Origin of the sequence: Deinococcus betulae (genome assembly GCF_020166395.1) — a bacterium.
Lineage (GTDB): Bacteria > Deinococcota > Deinococci > Deinococcales > Deinococcaceae > Deinococcus > Deinococcus betulae.
In genome coordinates, this window is record NZ_JAIQXU010000008.1 from 1 (window position 1) to 20088 (window position 20088).

A 20088-nucleotide genomic window follows, 5' to 3' on the forward strand; every position below is an offset into this window, starting at 1 on the left:
CTATGACGCCAAACGGGGGCTGATCTTCACCGGCAGTGCCCGCACCGGCGACATCTATGCCATTAATGCCAGCACGGGCGCTGTCAGTCTCTTCTCGAAGGGGGGCGGTCAGGGACGCGGCAGTGCGCTCGGCCTGGAACTGGATGCCCAGGGCCGACTGTGGATTGCGGGCGGCACGACCGGCGTCGTCAGTGTTCTCAGCCGTGACGGCGCCCCGGTGGCCAGCATCGCCACGCCGCCTGACCCCAACGCCTACCTGAATGACCTGGCCGCAGGGCCCGACGGCGCGGTGTATGTCACCGATTCCGGGCGGCCCGTGCTGTGGCGCGTCACCGCAGCGGGGGCGACTCCCTGGCTGGACCTGAATACCACGCCCATCCGGTATAGCAAGGGCATCAACCTGAACGGCATCGTGGCGACCCCAGATGGCCGCGCGCTGCTGGCGGTTCAGCTGAACACCGGTGATCTGTGGCGCATTGACTTGAAGACCAAGACCGTTCGCAAGGTGATGGGTGGCCTGAACAACGGTGACGGGCTGCTGCTGGACGGCCGCACGCTGTATGTGGCGCGCAATATGGACCAGGTGGTGAGCAAGGTGATGCTGAGCGCCGATTACACCTCCGGCACCCTGATGGTGGATGAGCCGCTGGCCGGCCTGCGCTTTCCCACGACCCTGGCGGCAGTGGGCACGGACGCCGTGGTGGCTCAGGGCCAGCTGGACAAGTTGCAGGGCGGCACGCCAGAAACGCCCTTCAAGCTCACCCGCTTCAAGAAATTCTGACGATGGTCTTCCGTAGGCCTGGGAATGGGCAAGCGTTCCGACCAGGTCTGCGGAGGGTGTTAGCGAGTCTTAGCCCCTCTTTCTCCTGACCAGCCCTTCGATTTCAGCGCCCAGAGCCATCTGACGGCTCTGGGCTTTGTTCTGACAGTTTTCTTTCAATGTCTTCAACGTGTTTGCTGCTGTATGAGTCAGAACCACGCTCAAGGCTGACCAATTCGGGCCACGTCCAGCAGGGCCTGAGGCTCCTGCGTAGTTTTTTGTCAGAAAGCTGTGACAATTGGTTGGAGGAGGCCAGACTATCTGTCTCTGGCGCTGCCGGGCCCTCTTTTGGCGGATGCCTGCGGCGCAGTGGGCGCTACACTGGGCGCGATATGTCGTCCGAGGCTGCACAACTCGCTGTCCGTACCCTTCAGAAGGCGAGAAACGCGGCCCGCAGCGCCCTGGTGTGGGGGTACGAACAGCGCCTGGGCCGCGACGTGCAGGCCCACGGCCGCCTGCCCCGCCACCTGGGGCTGATTCTGGACGGCAACCGCCGCTTTGCCCGCGCCAGTGGCCTTCAGCGGGAAGTGGGCCATTCATTTGGCGCCGACAAGGCGCACGAGGTCTTGCAGTGGTGCCTGGAACTGGGCATTCCGGCGGCGACCATCTGGGTGCTGTCTACCGACAACACCAGCCGTGACCCCAACGAGCTGGCGCATATCCTGTCGCTGCTGGAGCGAGAGGCGCGCAACCTGGCCACCGACCCCCGCATTCATGCCAACCGGGTGCGGGTGCGCGCCATTGGGCAGCACGAGGGTTTTCCGCCGCAGGTGCTGGCCGCGCTGCAAGACCTAGAAGCGAAGACAGCCGACTACGACGGCATGCGCCTGAATATCGCCGTGGGCTACGGAGGCCGTGAAGAAATCGTGGACGCCGTCAAAATCCATCTGCACCGCCAGGCCCAGGCAGGGCTGAGTCTGGACGAGGTGGCGCGCACCTTGCAGCCCAGCGACATCAGCGCCCATCTGTACGCCGCCGATGTCCCCGACCCTGACTTTATTATCCGCACGAGCGGCGAGATCCGCCTGTCTGGGTTCATGCTGTGGCAGAGCGTGTATTCCGAGTATTACTTCTGTGATGTCTACTGGCCTGGCTTTCGGCGCGTGGATTTTCTGCGTGCTCTACGAGAATTTCAGGGTCGTGAGCGCCGCTTCGGCCGCTGAGCATCAGCTTTGAAGAGGCGCGGCAAAGAGTCGCGGAGAATCTTCGTTCGGTCAGTGCCTGAAGCTAGAGAAACCTAAATTTGCCCGTCTGATGCAGCCCTGGTATGACCTACCTTCCCGGCGATTCCATGCTGGCCGATCAGAAAGCAGAAGCACTTGACGTGCCGTCCTCACGCCAGCGTCTTTACGACGGCTGGGCGGTAGGTCTGCTGAGAGTCTGGCCTGAAATTGGCCTCGCTGCTTGCTGACTTACAAAGCCTGCCTTCTAGCTGCTTCGGTCAGTTGAAGGCTGCATGAGGGCCAGGGCGCTCTTAAGGCCTTCTCCCTCCAAAGACGCCCCCAACGGGGGAAATAAAAGACACAAAAAGCCTGAAATGGGCGTCTTTTTCAAGCGTTTCAGGCTGAGATTCTAGGACTCTGGAGCATTTCCTACAGTTGACCCTTGGTCATCTTAATCTTACAAATTATCTGTAAGCAGGGCGTAAGAGGACCAAATTTACGCTCCTTGACAGTTGCGGCGGTCATCACCGCGCACTCCCGGCCCTCAGAATTAACCGCCCGTTTATGAAGGAGACTGAGATGAAACGCCCCTTGCTCACTGCGCTGGTTCTGGTGGCCGCTGGCGTTGCTGCCGCGCAGACCGCGCAAACCGTGTCGCCCGTGACCCTGAGCCTCACCATGAGTCTGGTGCGGAACGTCACGGTTGGTGGCAAGGTCACCGAGCAGCTGACCCCCAACCCCGGCAATGTGTTGCCCGGCGCCGTGCTGAGCCAGGTCGTGACCGCGCGCAACACCACCACCAAGTCCATTGTTAACCTGCCCATCACGCTGCCCGTTCCCAAGAACACGGTGTATCTGGCACCCGAGCAGGGCCTCGACGCCACCCGCGCCGAATACTCCATTGACGGCGGAAAGACCTTTGCGGCCGCGCCCCTGAAAAAGACTGTGACCGTCACGCAAAACGGCAAGACGGTCCAGAAAGAAGTTGAAGTGAAGCCCAGCGAATACACCACCGTTCGCTGGATGGTTCGTGAACTCCCTGCTAACCAGACGCTGAAGCTCGGCTACCGCGTTCAGGTCAAGTAACCCCCATGTTCCGGAGGAACCCCATGAAGAAAAGCACTGCCCTCTTTGCTGTAATGGCCGCTCTCTCGGTCGGCACCGCCAGCGCCGCTGGCACCATCGCCGGCACCACCATTCAGAACACCGCCAGCGCCAGCTTCCAGGACCCGGCGAACACCGCTAACACCATCAGCAGCACCTCCAACACAGTGAACACCGTCGTGCTGCCCAAGCCCGGCTTTGACATCGTGTTCACGGGTGGCACCGCTGACGGCGGCACCCAAAACGACATCACCACCACTACCGTGCAGGTGACGGGCGCCGTGCCTGGCCAGCGCGTGGTGACCAGTTACTCTGTGGTCAACAACGGCAACGTGGCCCTGACCGTGGCTCTCACCGCCGACGCCACCGGAGCCAACGCCGGTCAGACGGTGCAGTACTTCCTGGATGCCAACGGCGACGGCGTGGCCGACAACGCCACCCCGCTGACCTCGGTGACCCTGAACCCCGACGACCCCGCCACCACCGGCACGGACGAAGGCATCGTGAAGATCGTTCAGGTGGTCACCCTGCCCACCGACCCCGCGCAGATCAACGTGAACAGCATCTTCGGTGCCTCGCCCGAGGGCGTTGTGACCGGCACCCAGGGCGCCGACCCGCTGGTCACCCCCGGCAACGGCTACGCAAACGGCAGCGCCAACTACGAAGACGGCAAGGCCGTGGACACCGACCGCCAGTTCGTCCGCATTCGCGTGTTTGCGCCGAACCTGGACAACCTGCCCAACTCTGGGCCCTCGAACCCCGTGGATTCGGCGGGCACCCCGATTACCGACCCCACCAAAGTGCCGCCCATCACCAACGTGGACGTGCCCACCGAGACCACTGGCAAGACCGGCGATAACACCCCAGTCGTGACCACCCCCGGCTACCGCAACCCCACCACGCCGGCAGGCGACCCCACTATCGGCGGCACACCCATCACCCCCAATGTGGCCGGCGACGCCCAGATTGCCTACCCCACCGCCGACACCAACAACACCCCCGACGTGGTGACCTTTACCAACAACCTGGTCAACCGCAGCGGCGCCACCGACACCGTGCAGCTGTTCCCGGCACTGGCCAACGGCACGGTAGACCCGGCCTACACCTTTAACGCCGCCACTGGTGTCTTTACCAACACCACCACTGGCGTGAGCATCCGCTTCCTGGACCCCATCACGGGCGCGCCCATCGCGGTATCCACCGATCCCAACAACCCCACGGTGGCGCAGTACCCCACGGTCTCGATCCCTACTGGCAAGACGGCCGTGTACCGCACCGAAGTGACCTTCCCCGACCCCGACGACAGCAACCCTGTGGCAGCCGTCACGGTCCTGGTAGGCGCCGACTCGCTCAAAGACGCCGACCTGACTTCCAACAGCACTACCACTGACATCATCCTGCCGCCCGCCATGCAGTTTGGTGACGCGACGGCGGCCCTGGGCACCGTGCCGACCCCCACCCCGGTGCAGACCGTCAACCCCAACGGCGCGACGGGCGGCGTCAGCAGCCCGGACGGCGGCGGCGCAGCCGGCGACCGCACGGCCGTGTTCTCGATGGACGTGGTGAACAACGGGCAGTACAACGACAGCTACACCCTGGTGGGCAGCGTGACCCTGACCGACGCCACCACGAGCGCCACCACGGTCGTGCCGGTGCGCTACTACGCCCCTGACGGCACCATCCTGCCCCGCGTCAGCAACGACCCGAACAGCGCGGACTACAACAAGTTCATTACCCCCGTGCTGGCCCCCGGCACCGAGTACAAGCCTTACGCGGTCATTCAGACCCTGGCCAACACGGCCACGGGTGACTACCTGGTGTCGCAGACGGCCACGGCCAACTACAGCACCATCGTCCTGACCGACAACAATGACATTGTGCGCGTCTCGGCCAACGGCAGCGTGAACGTGGCCAAGTTCGTGGCCAAGGCCGGTGTGGCGGCCGCCACCAACCCCGCCAACGGCATTGACAACCCCGCTGGTTACACCGCCACGGGGGCCAACGGCGCCCAGCCCGGCGCGAACATCAGCTACCGCATCATCGGCAAGAACACCTACAACAGCGCTGTGACCGGCTTCTTCCTGCGTGACACCGTGCCGGCCAACACCACCTTTGCCAGCGTGGCCCTGAACCCCGTGCCCACCCGCACGATCTACCGCGTCAACGGCGGCGCCTGGAGCGTCACCGCCCCCGCCGCAGGCTTGGCGGCTGGCACCGTGATCGACGTCGCCCTGGACGCCGACGCCAACAACCAGCCCGATAGCCTGGCCGCCGGCGCCAGCCTGAGTGCCGACTTCGTGGTGACGGTTAAGTAAGCCCCTTTCTGCGCCCCGGCGTGGCCTGCGCCGCGCCGGGGCTTTTCCGTTGCTCGCCTTCCTGCTCCCTTTTTTCTGTCACAGCCCCGTCAGAACACCAGACCTATTTTTTGACCAGGCACGTTTTTGTGCGCCCCCCGATTCCCCCTGCACCCCCTCTAAGGAGACCCCCTCTTGAAGCGCTCCCCCTTTCTGTCTGCCACGCTGGCCTTGACTGGACTTCTCAGCGCCGCCGCGCCGGCCCTGGCCGCCACCCCAGCCGGCACCGAAATCGTGAACCAGGCGACGGCCGAATATGTGCCGCCCGTACCGGACGACCGTGGCCTGGCCACCTCAAACGTGGTGCGCACTGTGGTGCAGGCGGTGTGCTCGGTCAGCGTGACCCCCGACGGCACCGTGGCTCAGCCTGGTCAGCGTGCTGACCTGCTGCCCGGCGAACGGGCGGTCTTTGCCTACAGCGTGGTCAATACCGGCAACACCACCGGCGAGTTTCCCGTGCTGGCCCGCTTTGAACAGGCCAGCACTCTGACCCCACAGGCGCGTGTGGTGCGCGACCTGAACGGCAACGGTCAGCCCGACGCGGCCGAGCCCGACGTCACCAGCGTGGCGCTGGCCCCTGACGAACGCGCCGCGCTGCTGCTGGTGGTCGAGACCAGCCCCGCCGCCGACGCCCAGGGAGACGCCTACGCCAACCTGGTGGCGTCCTGCGCTGGCGGCGAGAGTACTGACAGCAACAACGTCAGCCTGGTGCGCGTGGGGCCGCCCCCGGTGCTGGGCGTGCAAAAGACCTTCAGTCCCTCGCTGGTGCGGCCTGGCAGCGAAACCACCGTGACGGTGACCAGCCGCAACAGTGGCCAGGGCGAGAGCCGCGAGGTGGTGCTGACCGACCTGCTGGCCGACCAGATTGCCCTGGGCCTGGTGTTTGTGCCCGGCAGCGCCCGCACGAACGTGGGCATCCTGGAATACACCACCGACGGCACCACCTGGACCGAGCAGGAGGTTCAGCCGGTGCGCGGCGTGCGCGTGCGCGTTGAGCGCCTGGCCCCTAGCGCCGCCATCACCCTGACTTTCCGGATGCTCGCCACTGGCCAGGCCGAGGGCCGCGTGATTCCTAACACCGCCACCGCTCGCACGAGTGGCCGTGAAGTCTCGGGCAGCGCCAGCGCCGACGTGCGGTACCTGCCGGCCGTGGCCATTGGCCCCGTGGGCAACCCCGAAGCCCCCGAGGGCAGCGCCGCCGACACCCAGCAAAAGTCCTTTGCGGTGGTGGGGCAGCTGGTGTGCTTTGACCACACCGCCAAGAACACCGGGGACGTGCGCGACAACTTCCGCCTGACGGTCACCTATCCCCAGGGCGCGGCGCGCGCCGAGGTGCAGGGCGAGAACGGTCAGCCGCTGGTGCAGCCGCTCGTGCTGGAACCCGGCCAGACGGCCTTTGTGCGGGTGTGCTACGACGCCCAGCAGGCGGGCCCCATGGACGCGCTGGTGACCATCACCGGGGACCGGGGAGAGAGCAACGCCACCCGTGACCAGATTGCGGCCGTGGAAGCAGGCCTGCCCGAACTGCGCAAGTCGTACGTGGCGACCACCCAGGGCACAGGCGGCCAGGTGGTCACGGTGCCGGACGGCGGCACTGTGGCAGCCGGCGACACGATCACCTACACCCTGACCGTGCGTAACCCCTACGCCCGGCCCCTCACGAACGCGGTGGCCAGCGACCCCATTCCCGCCCATGTGGACTTCAAGGAGGCCTCGGCCGGCGGCGTGGTCAGCGGTCAGCCCGGCGCGCAGACGGTCACCTGGGCCCTGGGCACCCTGCAACCCGGTGAAGCCCGCACCCTGACCATTACCACCCAGGTCTCCACCCGCGCTGTGGACGGCGAGGCGCTGCGCAACGTCTTTAACCTGGTCACCACCGAATTGACGGCGCCTCTGCCCAGCAACGAGGTGCTGACGCCCGTATGGACGGCGCAGCTGCTGATCCGTAAGGACGTGAGTGCCCAGGAAGCCGGGTTTGGCGACCGCCTGACCTACACCCTGAACATCACCAATGCCTCGGCCACCACGGCCATCGTGAACGCGGTGATTACCGACACCCCGGCGCGCGGCCTGGAGTACATCCCCGGCACCAGCCTGCTTAACGGGCAGCCGCTGGCCGACCCAACCATCGAGGGGGGCGTGCTGCGCTGGTCTGTCGCCGAGCTGCCGGCTGGGCGCACCGTCACCATCGCCTACCAGACCCGCGTGACCCCCGAGGCCACCGGCCAGCTGGTCAACACCGTGCAGGTCAGCGGCACCGGGGCCGGCGGTGTGGCGCGCGCCATTGCCAGCAACCGCGCCACCGCTGTGACTAAACTCAATCCCCTCAAGTTTGCGCCGCTGGCAGACCTGCTGGGCACCGTGTTCGTGGACCGCAACCGCAACGGCCTCTTTGACCCGCTGCTGGACACCCCGGTGCAGGGCGCGCGCGTGCTGCTGGCGGGCGGGCGTCAGGTGCTGACCGATCCGGCCGGGCGCTACTCGTTCCCGAACGTGGCCTACGGCACCCAGGCGCTGCGTCTGGACCCGGCCTCGGCGCCCTATCCGCCGCTGCATGTGCCGCAGGACGGGGGCCTGAGCGGCACCCAGACAGTGTTCGTGCGCGGCCTGACCAGCGTGGACTTCCCGCTGGCGCCGCTGGGCGGTGACATTGATGCCCTGCGCCGCACCGTGCTGCTCGTGGGCGACGTGCGCGTGGAAAAAGCGGTGTATGTGGTCGAGGGCGGCTACGTGGTCACCCTGCGCGTGGTCAGCCCCCGCGCCCTGGAGGCGGTGAGTCTGCTGGACCCCCTGCCAGACGGCGCAGTTCTGAAAGAAGGCCGCAATACCTACAGCGGTAACTTGGCCGCAGGTGAACTGAATCTCACCTACCGCTTCGACTGGACGGGCGAGCCGCGTGCGGCCACCACCGATCCGTCGCTGAGCTGGAGGTACTAAGCGTGAAATCAACCCCCAAGTGCCTCGCTGCTCTTCTGACCGCCTTGCTGGCGGCCGGACACGGCGCCGCACAGGACATCAGCACCAGTCTGCCGCTCACCACGGTAGGCGACCGCCTCATGTGGACGGTGGGCGACCAGAACCTGAACCTGGAGGTTCAGGTGGCGGGCCGCGTGCGCCTGGAGCTGTACAGCCCCCGCGTGGACCAGGGCGACTACCGCAGCGACAACTACTACGGCGACGAGCAGTACGACGCCAACCAGAGCCAGGTCACCACGACCTTTAGCCTCCTGAATGCCAGTGGCCAGACTGTCCTGAGCCGCAGCTTTGCCCCCGGCGAGCACGCCTGGGAAACCCTGCTGGACCAGGACCTGCCGGCGGGCCAGTACCGCCTGCGGGCGGTCACCAGCGGCAACGGTAAAAACACCTTCGCCGTGCGCCTGGCCGGCGTGAGCGCGGCCCTGAGCACCGAGCGCCTGAGCGTCAACGTGCACTCGCGCGAGTGGGTGCCGGCCCTGAATGTCAGTGTGGATGGCCAGAGCGGCCATGTGCTGCGCCTGTACGACGGTGACGGTCCCAGCGAACTGGAAGCGCAGCTGCGCGACGCCAGCGGCAACGTAACGCCCCTGCAGGTCAGCGCTGACCTGAGTTTCAGCGACCTGCCGTTGCCCGCGCAGGCCGGCAACTACACCGTGGAACTGCGCCAGCCCGCCAGCGCCCGCCAGTACAGCAACACCGTGGGCTTTTCGCTGACCCGCGCTGGCCAGGGCGTGCCCCTGAGCGTGGCGCGCGTGGACCAGACCGGGCGGCTGCGGGTAACGGCCGAGCTGGTGTTGCCCGGCAGCACCCAGCCCGTCCAGACGACGGCCCTGGTGGGTCAGACTTCTGTGACAATTCCGGGCACCCTGGAGCAGACGGTGGCCGCCGGCACCTACCCTGTGACCCCCGACCCGGTGACCGGCGCGCAGGTCAGCGTGGCGGCCCCCAGCGTGACCGTGCCGCGCGGCGGCACCGGAGAAACCCGCATTCAGGTGCGCCCCGAGGTGGCCCTGAGCCTCACGGCCGACAAGCAGGCCGTCTGCGTGGGCGACACCGTGACCCTGACGGCCCGCGCCCAGACTGCGTTTGCGGGCGATCTGCCGCTGGACCTGACCCTGGACACGCCGGGCCTGAACGTGCAGGGCGTGAACACCCTGGCCGGCACCCTGAGCGCCGCCCGCCCCGGCGAGCTGCGCCTGACCGCCACCGCCACCCAGGCGGGCCCCCTGACCGTCACGGCCCGCCTGGCCCCCTGGGCCCAGGCGCAGACGCTGGACCTGAATGTGCTGGCCAGCGCGACCTCACTGCAACTGAGCCGCGACCCGCTGCCCACGGCCGCGCCGGGCGATGAAGTCACGGTGACCCTGCGCGTGACGAACACGGCCGCCTCGGCGGTGCCGTTCACGCTGACCGACACCGCCCTGGGCGGCCTGGAGGCGCTGGACACCACAGCATTCAGCGGCGAGCTGGCTGCCGGCGAGACCCGCGCCCTGAGCTACCGGGCCCGCGTGACCGTGGCCGGTACGGCGCGCCTGGACGCCTCGCTGCGCAGCCCCGAGTGCGCCGCCACCCAGACCGTGAGCGGCACCCTGGTCGCGCAGGCCCCGGCATCCCAGCCGGTTCCGGTGCCCACAGCTGCCCCCCAGCCTGCTCCCGAAGCGCGGCGGGCCAGCACCGTGACCCTGCCCTTTGACGTGCCCCGCCAGACCCGTGAAGTCGTGGTGGCGCACGCCGTGCCTGAAGGCGCCACCTTTGTGGCCGGCAGCGCCCGCCTGAACGGACAGCCGGTGGCCGACCCCCTGCGCGGCCCCAGTGGCCAGCTGTACTGGGTGATTCCTCAGAGCGCCCTGACCCAGGGTGAGGCGGCCTGGCGCGGCACGGTCACGTATGACCTGGCCCACAGTGGCCCGCTGGGCGCCCTGAGCCGGCCCGCACTGCTGGCCCGCTACGCCGGCGAGCGCCAGGAAGTGCTGGAAGGCGAATTCAGCGAGGCGGACCTGAACGCCGCCCAGCCTCTGAACGCGCCGGCCACCGCCACCGAGAATGCCGGCGTCATCAAATTTCCTTTGCAGGGCAGCCTGATCCGTATTCGTGACCGCATCAACGTGGTGCTGCAGGTGCCTGCTGGCCAGGAGCCCACCCTGACGGTCAACGGGCAGCCCGTGGGCGAGGACCGTGTTGGCCAGGTCGCCACGAACGAGGACGGCAGCCGCACCGTGACTTTTGTGGGGGTGCCGCTGCGTGCTGGGGCCAACACGCTGCAGTCTGGCCGCGACACCGTGGATGTGCAGCTGGTGGGGGCCACGGCCCGAATTGAGCTGACCCCGGTGGCCCTGACGGCCGACGGCAGCACCCCGCTGCGCCTGAAGGTGCGCGCGCTGGACGCCGCCGGCAATCTCACTGAGCAGGACACGGTCACCCTGACGACCAGCCTGGAGCCCCGCACCCCCGACGCCGACCCGGCGACCGCCGGCTATCAGGTGGCGCTGCGCGGCGGCGAGGGCGAACTGGTGCTGCAGCCGCAGGCCGCCCCCACCACCCTGAGCGTGACCGCCGCGCAGGGCCAGGGCGCCGTGACCACCCGCTACGACGTGCGCCCCGACGGCAGCCGCGTGGGCGTGGGCGTGGTCAGCGCGACCCTGGGCCTGGACGGCAGCCTCAACCTGGCCGACGACCTGAGCGTTCAGGCGCGCGCCTCCTATGAGGGAGCCCTGGCCGGCGGCAAGCTGTACGTGGCCGCTGACACCGGCGGCCTGCCCACCGACAACGACACCCTCAAGCGCTTCTCGCTGTACGGCGACAGCTCGGTGGCGTCGGCGCCGCTGCAGGGCATTGACCCGGTGGCTGTCAGCTACGACCACCCCAGCTTCCGCGCGGACTACCGCCGCAGCGCCCTGCCGATTGACGTGCTGCCCGTGGGCGAGCAGCTGACGGCCCTGACCGTGAGCACCAAGGGCGCGGCGCAGGTCAGCGGCTTTGCGGCCCTGGTGCCTGGTGACCGGATTACCGGCGAGCGCATCACGCCCGAAGGCACCCGCCTGCTGCGCCTGGCGCGCGGCGGCGTGGCCCTGGGCAGCGAGACCCTGGAAGTCCTGACCCTGGAAGAGAGCAGCGGCAAGGAGCTGCGCCGCACCACCCTGACCCGCAACGTGGATTACGTGCTGGACACCCGCACTGGCATCATCACCCTGACCCGCGCTCTGGAGCGCGTGGACGGCGAGCTGAACAACGTGGTCGTGCTGGCCAGCTACCGCCTGGACAGCCCACTGGCCAACCGCACCCTGGCCTACGGCGTGCAGGCCAAGTACAGCGCCGAGCGCTACGGCGTGGGCGTGGCCGCCGTCAGCCTGGACGGCCGCGTGACTACCGGCGTGCGCGCCACCTTTGACAACGGCACCGTAAGCGCCGACGGCCTGGTGGCCTACTCGGGCGGCCTGCAGGCCAGCGCCGACCTGGGCGTGAAGCTGGGCCAGACCACCGTGCAGGGCCGCGTGCGCTACCAGGACGGGCAGTATCAGGGCCTCGCGCCCCTGACGCCGGGCCTGAACGTCAGCGCCAGCGTGGACACCCGCCTGACCGAGCAGCTGAGTGCCAACGTGCAGGCCGATTACACCCGCACGGCCAGCACGCAGGGCGGCAGCGTGACGGCGCGCGCCGACTACCGCCTGAACCCCTTCAGTGTGGGGGCCGGCCTGCGGGCAGCATTCGGCACCCAGAGCGGTCTGGGGGCGGTCCTGAGCGCCGGTTACCACCAGGCGCCCATTGACGTGGACATCACGCACGTGCAGCCCCTGAGTGGCAACCTGGACCCGGTCACCACCGTGACCGCCAAGTACGCCCTGAGCGACACCCTGAGCGTGGGCCTGACCGACGAGATCAACTGGAACACCGGCCAGCGCGCCGCCCTGTCGCTGAGCAGCACGGTGGGCAACACCAACTATCAGGTGGCCTACGACCTGCCCACGGCCGGCGGCCAGGGCAACCGCGCCCGCTTTGGCGTGAGCACCAGCCTGCCTCTGACCGATCGCCTGACGGCCGGTGTGCGCGGCAGCGCCCTGTACGACGTGAGCACCCGCGCGGCTGAACTGACGGCCGGCGCCGACCTGCTGTACAAGACCGACCGCCTGACCGCCAGCACCGGCACGGACCTGACCCTGAAGGGCGGCCAGTTTGGCGTGGTGCTGCGCGGCGGTGTCTCAGGGCAACTCAGCGACCACCTGACCCTCAGCGCCGACGGCCTGGGCGAGCTCGGGGCAGGCAAGAGCGGCCTGCGCGCGGCCATCGGCTACGCCTACCGCAACCGCACCTTTAACAGCCTGGGTACCGTCCGCTATGTCAGCGGCAGCCTGGCAGGCGGCCAGCCAGAACTGAGCAGCAACCTCGCCGCCGAATACCGCCAGCCCACCTGGGCTGTGCGCGCCGGCCTGGACACCCGCACCCTGCTGAGCGACAGCGGCAGCTTTACCGCGCAGCTGGGCCTGGGCGCCACCTACTACGTGACCGACCGCATTGGTGTCGGTGCCTGGGGCCGCGCCCTGACGCAGCCGGGCAGCGGCAGCACGCAGTACGGCTACGGCCTGGAAGCGTCGTTCCGCGCGCTGCCCGGCACCTGGATTACCGCTGGGTACAATCCGGCTGGGTTCACTGGTCTGGGCAACGCCTACACCAAGCAGGGGGCTTACCTGCGCCTTGACCTGACACTGGACGAGACCCTGGGAGGGGAGAAGTAAATGGGCGCTCACTCTATTCGGAGCAACATGAAGGGCCTGGTCTCACGGCTGTCACGTCTGGCCGTCGTGGGGTTGGGCATGGCGGCGCTGGGCAGTACGGCCCAGGCTGCGGCCAGCTACTGCACGGCGATCTATTCCGCGCAAACAACCCCAACAATCAGTGGCATCAACCCGGCAAACGGCGAACTGATTAAGAGTGTCTCTGGCGCCGGCGAACCCAATGCCATTGCCATCAATCCTATTGACGGCCTGGTCTATTTCTTTGATCGCGGCACAACGCCGCCTACGCTCTACCGGATTAATCCAGCTGCTGCCACGCCAACAGCCGTCGCCGTAGGGCAGATGACCAACAACGGCACAGACTTTCTGGTGGGGGCAACGTTTACGCCGGCAGGTGGACTCATCACCTATTGGAGCAGTCTGACTATCCGGACAGTCAATATTACGACGCGCACCTTTGGTGCGGCTCAGAACATTACCGGTTCGGATATTGTTGCCGGCACTAACGGTGACATTGCGTATGACAGTTCGGGTCAGTTGTGGGCGATTAGCAACCCTGCTACCGGGGCAGCGCTATATAAGCTGACCCCCAGCGGGACCACATATGCCGCAACCAAATACGTCACGATCTCTGGTACGTCCTCTAGCTCGATTAACGGTTTGGCTATCAACGCGGTCACAGGTCTTTTCTACCTGTCCAGCAACGGGTCTTTGTACGGCCTGGATGGTTTAGGCAATGCCACACCAAGCGGGGCCGCCACCTTAAAGGGCAGCATCGCTGGCGTTACGGATTTGGCGTCTTGCGGTACGGTGCCGAATACGCCAACAGCCACGAAAGCCTTTTCCCCTTCAACGATCCAGTCACCTGCCACCACCAGTACGCTGACCATTAATGTAGAGAACAGCAATTTGGCGCCCTATTACCTGTTTGCCAACATTGTGGACACCATGCCCACCGGTATGACCGTCAATACGGGCAGCCTGGGCGGCACCTGTGATGACAACGGCAATACCCTGACGGCCACCACGGGCGCCATCACACTGGCGAAAGGCGCCACGATTCCTGTGGGCGGCTGCACCATTACGGCTACAGTGAACGTAGCGAACACTCCTGGCAGCTACACCAACACCATTGCGGCCAACAGCGTTCAGGGGTCCACCGGCACGCTGACCACCATCACCAGCGCCACCCTGGTCAGCCAGCAGGCACCCACCATCACCAAGGCGTTCTCGCCGGCCAGCGTGGCCCTGAACGGCACCAGCACGATCACCTTTACGGTGACCAACGGGAATCCCGGCAGCAACCCGGCGCTGACCAACCTCAACTTCACCGACACGCTGACTGGGATGCGGGTCGCCAGCACGGCTATCGGCGGCACCTGCACCTCGGTGACGAACAGCCCGGCGCTGGCTGTGGGTGCGACAGCCCTGAACCTCACCATTCCGAGTCTCGCTGCTGCCAGCAGCTGCACGGTCACGGTACAGGTTGAAGGCACGCAGATTGGCGTCAATCCCAACACGGCGAGCGGCGTGAACAGCACCGAAACTCCCACGCGCGGCGCCGCGTCCGGTACGGTGAACCTGACCGTGCGGCCGCTGGCACCCGTGGTCACCAAGAGCTTTAGCCCGGCCACCGTGGCCCAGGGCGGCACCACCCAGCTGACCATCAATGTCAGTAACCCCAACGGCGTGGCCGCTACCGGCTTTACACTGACCGATGACATTGCCACCACCACGGGCGTCACGGGGCTGACCATCACGGCCGTAGGCACCGATACCTGTAAGGGTACGGGCACCGTGACCACCACGAACGGCAAGTACACCCTGACCGGCGGCACCCTGCCAACCGGTGGCTGCTCGGTCGTCTTGACGGTTCAGGTGCCCAGTGGCGCCACCGTAGGCGCCAAGACCAATACCATCCTGGGTTCATCGGTGACAGGGACCATCAACGGTCAGAGCCTTCCGCCGGTGGCCGACGCCACGGCTACGCTGACCGTAACGCCCGTGGTGGACCTGGCCATCACCAAAACTGGCCCAGCGACTGCCTTTCAGGGCGCTGCCGTGACCTACACCATCCGCGCCTGGAACAACGGCCCCAGCGCCGTGACGGGTGCTACCATCTCTGATACCGTTCCTGCCAACCTGACCAGCGTGAGCTGGACCTGCGTGGCCACTGGCACCGCCACCTGCGGCGCGGCTAGTGGAACGGGCAACAGCATCAGCCTGGGTGCCAACCTGCCGGTCGATACAGGCAGCGCGGCCACTGCCGACACTAACTACGTGACCCTGACGGTGACGGGTACCGCTGCCACCAACGGCACGGTCACGAACACGGCGGCCATTGCCGCGCCAGGCGGCGTCACAGAAACTGTGACGGCCAACAACTCGGCCAGTGTTCAGACTGTAGTGAGTGCGCAGATCGTCTGCTCGAATCTGTATGGCCTGGTCGGCGGCGACTTCACGACCAACAACAACGGCACGGACATCCGCGTCATTGGTGACACCGACAACGTGCTGGGCGCGCTGATTGCCACTGTGCCGCAGACCGGTGGCGGCGTGACGGGCTACAGCGCCACCCTGGCGATCAAGCCCGACCGCTCGAAGTTCTTCGTGGTGCGTGACGCCGATTCGCGCCTCCTGAGCTTTGACGTGGCCACCAATACCTGGACCGAAGGGCAGGCGCTGCCCACCCCTACGGGCCGTTACATCCGCATGGCCGTGACCTCCAACGACGTGGGCTATGTCATGGACGGTGCGGGCAATCTGTTCAGCTTCACCACCACAGCTACTCCCGCCTACACGGCCCTTCCGGCCCTGACCAAGCTGCCGGCCAGTGCCCCTGCGCTGGGGGCCAGCGGTGACTTCTTTGCCGACAACCGGGGCAACCTCTTCCTGCTCAGCAGCACTGGCGCCGACGGCTTTCTGGACTTCTGGGAAATCGAGCCGGCCAACAACAATCTGGTGTACCTGGGTCGTCTGTCCGATGCGGATATCGTGGGCACCTACGGGGGCTTTGGCGCCACGCCCAACGGTCTGTTCGGGCGCGGGGGTTCGGGCCGCATGATTAACGTGGATCTGCGGGCGTTCACCGCGACCCCCGTGGGCACGGCCAACAACGGCGCCACTGACCTGGCCAGCTGCACCTTCCCCAGTCTGACGCGCACCATCAGCGCCATCAAGACCGCCACGCGCGTGGGCGGCGGCACCACCGTGCAGCCGGGCGATACGCTGGAATACACCATCACGGTGAAGAACACGGGCACGGTGGCAGCGGGCAACACCCAGTTCCTGGACCAGATTCCAGCAGGCACCACCTACGTGGCGGGCACCACCACCCTGAACGGGACCGCAGTAACGGATGCGACAGGCGGTGTAATGCCTTACACCCAGAGCGGTCAGCCCATCAACAGCCCTGGTCAGCAGGTGGGTTCGCTGCTGGTGGATCAGACGCCCGCCGACACCACGGACCGTGAGGCGATCATCAAGTTCCGTGTGACCGTCAATACTGCCAATCCGCCGACCCAGGTGTCGAACCAGGGCGCGGTCAGCACCCGCGACAACGGCGCTGTTCTGACGGCCGTCACTGATGACCCAGCAACCGCGACGGCCAACGACGCCACGGTGACCACCGTCACCCCGGTCGCGGTGCTGGACCTGGCCATCACCAAGGCGGGCCCCGCGTTTGCCAAGGCGGGCGAGGCCTTCGCCTACACCATCACCGTGACCAACACCACGGCCACGCCGTCCACCACCGTCACGGTCACCGACATCCTGCCCACCGGCCTGACCTTCGTGAGCGCCACGAACAGCGGCAGCTACAACGCAGGCACCCGCACCGTGACCTGGACGCTGGCCAGCGTGGCGGGCAACGCCAGCACCGTCCTGACCCTGAACGTGACGGCGCCGGCTGCCGCCACCATCAGCCCTGCGGCCGGGGTCAAGAGCGCGCAGAACACGGCCAGCCTCTCGGCCACGGGCGACACGAACGCAGCCAACAACACCTCGGCCCCGGTGACCACCCGCTTCGTGCTGAACGAGATCACCAAGCGCGTGCGGAATGTCACCACGAACAGCGCGTTCGGCACGTCTGGCGGCGGCAAGCCAGGCGAGGTGCTGGAATATTGCCTGGACACCACCAACCTGGGCGGCGCTGATCTCCCCGGCTACGCCCTGACCGACCAGGTGCCCGGCAACGTGAACGCTCTCACCACGGCCTACGACGCCGATGAACCCACGACGGCCACCGGCTTTGGGGTGCGCGTGGCGCGGACCACGGCAGGCGTGACCACCACCACCTACCGCACCAGCGTGGCCGACGGCGATACCGGCACGCTGACCACCACGGGCGGCACCTTCAGCCGGGGCACCATGACCCTGGGCCTGGGCACCCTGCTGGCGGGCGAGAGTGTGACGGCCTGCTTCCAGGCCACGATCCGCTAAGCACAGTTCTTTCAAGGCGCCCCTCCGAAAGTTGGAGGGGCGCCTTGCTGTAGGCCGAGCAGGCCCGATTGGAGCAGACGGACTTTGAGAGAGCGCAGCAGGAGGAGCTGTGTCTAGGCCACTACCCCATGTCATAGACGCCAGCTAGATCAAAGATGCCCCTATCTCAGGCACAGGGTCTGGGCTGAAGGAGCTGGGCGACCTTAGAGAGACAACACCCCCGACCACTGGGGCCGGGGGCGGGAGGAATGAGGGTTCAGTCGCGCCGAGGCGGGCGGCCACCCCGGTCGCTGCCAGGGCGCGGCGCGCGGGGTTCACGAGGGGCAATCTTGCCTTCCAGCTCCGGGCGAATCAGATCAATCTTGCCCCGGTCGTCAATCCCGGCAATCTTGACCTGCAGAGTGTCGCCCACATTCAGGATGTCCTCAACCGCGTTAATCCGCTCCTCGCTCATCTGAGAGATGTGCAGCATGCCGTCCTGGCCGGCGAACAGATTGACAAACGCCCCAAACGGCGCCGTCTTGACCACGGTGCCGGTAAAGACCTCGCCCACCTTGGCCTCGCGGGTCAGGCCCTCAATGCGCGCCTTGACAGCCTGCGCGGCGCCGCCGTCGGCCGAGAACACGCGGATGGTGCCGTCCTCTTCTACAGTGATCTGCGCGCCCATGGCTTCCAGTTCGCGGATTTGCTTGCCGCCGGGGCCAATGACTTTGCCAATCAGCTCGGGGTTGATTTTCAGGCTGATGATGCGCGGCGCGGTGGGGGAGAGTTCGGCGCGTGGGCTGGGCAGTACCTCGGCCATCTTGGATAGAATGTGCAGGCGGCCTTCCTTGGCCTGGGCCAGCGCCTCGCGCATGACCTGCGGGGTAATGCCGCCCACCTTGATGTCCATTTGCAGCGCCGTGACCCCCTGGGCCGTGCCGCAGACCTTGAAATCCATGTCGCCCAGCGCGTCTTCCAGACCCAGAATGTCGGTCAGCACGCGGTAGCGCTCGCCTTCCATGACCAGGCCCATCGCCACGCCGGCCACAGGCGCCTTGATGGGCACGCCCGCGTCCATCAGGGCCAGAGTGCCGGCGCAGACGGTGGCCATCGAACTGGACCCGTTCGATTCCAGCACCTCGCCCACCAGACGCAGCACGTAGGGGAACTCTTCAAAGGAGGGCAGCACTGCGCGAATGGCGCGCTTGGCCAGGTTGCCGTGCCCAATCTCGCGGCGCGACTGGCCGCCCATGCGCTTGACTTCACCCGTGGAGTACGGCGGGAAATTGTAGTGCAGCAGGAACTTGTCGCCGGTCTCGGCGGTCAGGTCGTCAATCAGAATCTCGTCGCGCTCGGTGCCCAGGGTCGCCACACCCAGCACCTGCGTCTCGCCGCGCGTGAAGATGGCGCTGCCGTGGGCGCGGGGCAGGGCGCGGGCCTCAATCCAGATGGGGCGCACCGTCTTGGCGTTGCGGCCATCGGCGCGCAGGTCGTCGTCCAGAATCAGGCGGCGCAATTCCTGCTTTTCCACTTTGCCAAAGGCCGACTTGAGGGCCAGGATGCGCTCCTCGGCGCCCTCGACCTCGCCGGCCGGAATCCGCGCTTCAATCAGGCGGTCACGCAGGGCGCGGATAGCGGCGCTGCGGTCTTTTTTCTTTCCAGTCAGCAGGGCGTCGCGCAGGCCAGCGGCGCGCGCCTGCTCGGCCAGTTCGGGCACAAGGTCGGTGCTGAGGTCGCCGTCGGCCAGGAAGTTGAACTTCTCCTGGCCCAGCTCGGCGCGCATGGTTTCGATCAGGTCCAGCACGCCCTGCATCCCGGCGTGGGCAAACTCAATGGCGGCCACCAGGTCTTCTTCACTGACCTCCTGTGCGCCGGCCTCGACCATCATCACGGCGTCGCGGGTGCCGGCCACGACGAGGTCCAAGCGGCTATGCGCCAGCTGGTCGGTGGTGGGATTCAGCACGAACTGACCGTCCACTTGGCCCACGCGCACGCAGGCGGTGGGTCCCTGCCAGGGAATGTCGCTGATGCTCAGGGCCGCCGAGGCGCCGATGGGCCCCAGCACGTCGGGCAGGTTCTGGCCGTCCGCCGACAGCACGGTGATGATGACCTGCGTTTCGTGGCGGTAGCCCTTGGGAAACAGCGGCCGGAGCTGGCGGTCTGTGATGCGCGCCGAGAGAATGGCCTTTTCACCGGGGCGCCCCTCGCGGCGGTGAAACGAGCCGGGAATCTTGCCCACCGCGTAATGCCGCTCTTCAAATTCCACCGTCAGCGGCAGAAAGTCCAGCGTGCTTTTTTCCGCGCGGGCCTGGGCTGTGACCAGCACCACCGTGTCGCCGTAGCGCAGGGTGACGCTGCCGCTCACCAGTTTGGCGAGCTTGCCGGTTTCGATGCTCAGCTCCTGGCTGCCGAGCACCGTCGTGTATGTCTTTCCAATCATGAACCTCAGTCTATCCCGCACCGGTCAGGCCGCGCCGGACGGCGGCAACGATTGAGCTGCCCGCCGCGTATGGAGAGAC

Annotated in this window: 9 protein-coding genes; 8 read left to right on the forward strand and 1 reads right to left on the reverse strand. The window is 66.8% G+C overall.

What is annotated here, in order from left to right; translation table 11 throughout:
• The 8 genes from K7W42_RS07830 to K7W42_RS07865 all read left to right on the forward strand — a co-directional run.
• On the forward strand, positions 1 to 781 hold a 781-nt coding region (locus K7W42_RS07830), incomplete at its 5' end, for an SMP-30/gluconolactonase/LRE family protein (RefSeq protein ID WP_369411331.1).
• A 371-nt stretch (positions 782 to 1152) separates the two neighbouring features.
• Positions 1153 to 1983 carry an isoprenyl transferase gene (locus tag K7W42_RS07835; RefSeq protein WP_224573667.1) on the forward strand — a complete coding sequence of 277 codons (831 nt, stop codon included), beginning with the start codon at positions 1153 to 1155 and terminating at the stop codon, positions 1981 to 1983.
• 104 nt (positions 1984 to 2087) lie between these two features.
• Positions 2088 to 2231, forward strand: a complete 144-nt coding sequence (locus tag K7W42_RS07840; protein ID WP_224573669.1) for a hypothetical protein — start codon at positions 2088 to 2090, stop codon at positions 2229 to 2231.
• A 331-nt stretch (positions 2232 to 2562) separates the two neighbouring features.
• Entirely contained in the window at positions 2563 to 3069 is a 507-nt protein-coding gene (locus tag K7W42_RS07845) for a hypothetical protein (protein ID WP_224573671.1), read from the forward strand.
• 23 nt (positions 3070 to 3092) lie between these two features.
• On the forward strand, positions 3093 to 5402 hold the full coding sequence (locus K7W42_RS07850) for a beta strand repeat-containing protein (protein WP_224573673.1): 2310 nt from the start codon (positions 3093 to 3095) through the stop codon (positions 5400 to 5402).
• A gap of 174 nt (positions 5403 to 5576) precedes the next feature.
• Entirely contained in the window at positions 5577 to 8378 is a 2802-nt protein-coding gene (locus tag K7W42_RS07855; protein WP_224573674.1) for a DUF11 domain-containing protein, read from the forward strand.
• A gap of 2 nt (positions 8379 to 8380) precedes the next feature.
• Complete coding sequence (locus K7W42_RS07860) at positions 8381 to 13147, forward strand: DUF11 domain-containing protein (protein WP_224573677.1); 4767 nt, start codon at positions 8381 to 8383, stop codon at positions 13145 to 13147.
• A 27-nt stretch (positions 13148 to 13174) separates the two neighbouring features.
• Positions 13175 to 17587, forward strand: coding sequence for a beta strand repeat-containing protein (locus tag K7W42_RS07865; protein ID WP_224573678.1), 4413 nt, complete (start codon positions 13175 to 13177; stop codon positions 17585 to 17587).
• A gap of 256 nt (positions 17588 to 17843) precedes the next feature.
• Here K7W42_RS07865 and pnp read toward each other — a convergent pair whose 3' ends face one another.
• Positions 17844 to 20009, reverse strand: coding sequence for a polyribonucleotide nucleotidyltransferase (pnp, locus tag K7W42_RS07870; RefSeq protein ID WP_224573680.1), 2166 nt, complete (start codon positions 20007 to 20009; stop codon positions 17844 to 17846).
• Positions 20010 to 20088: the final 79 nt, after the last annotated feature.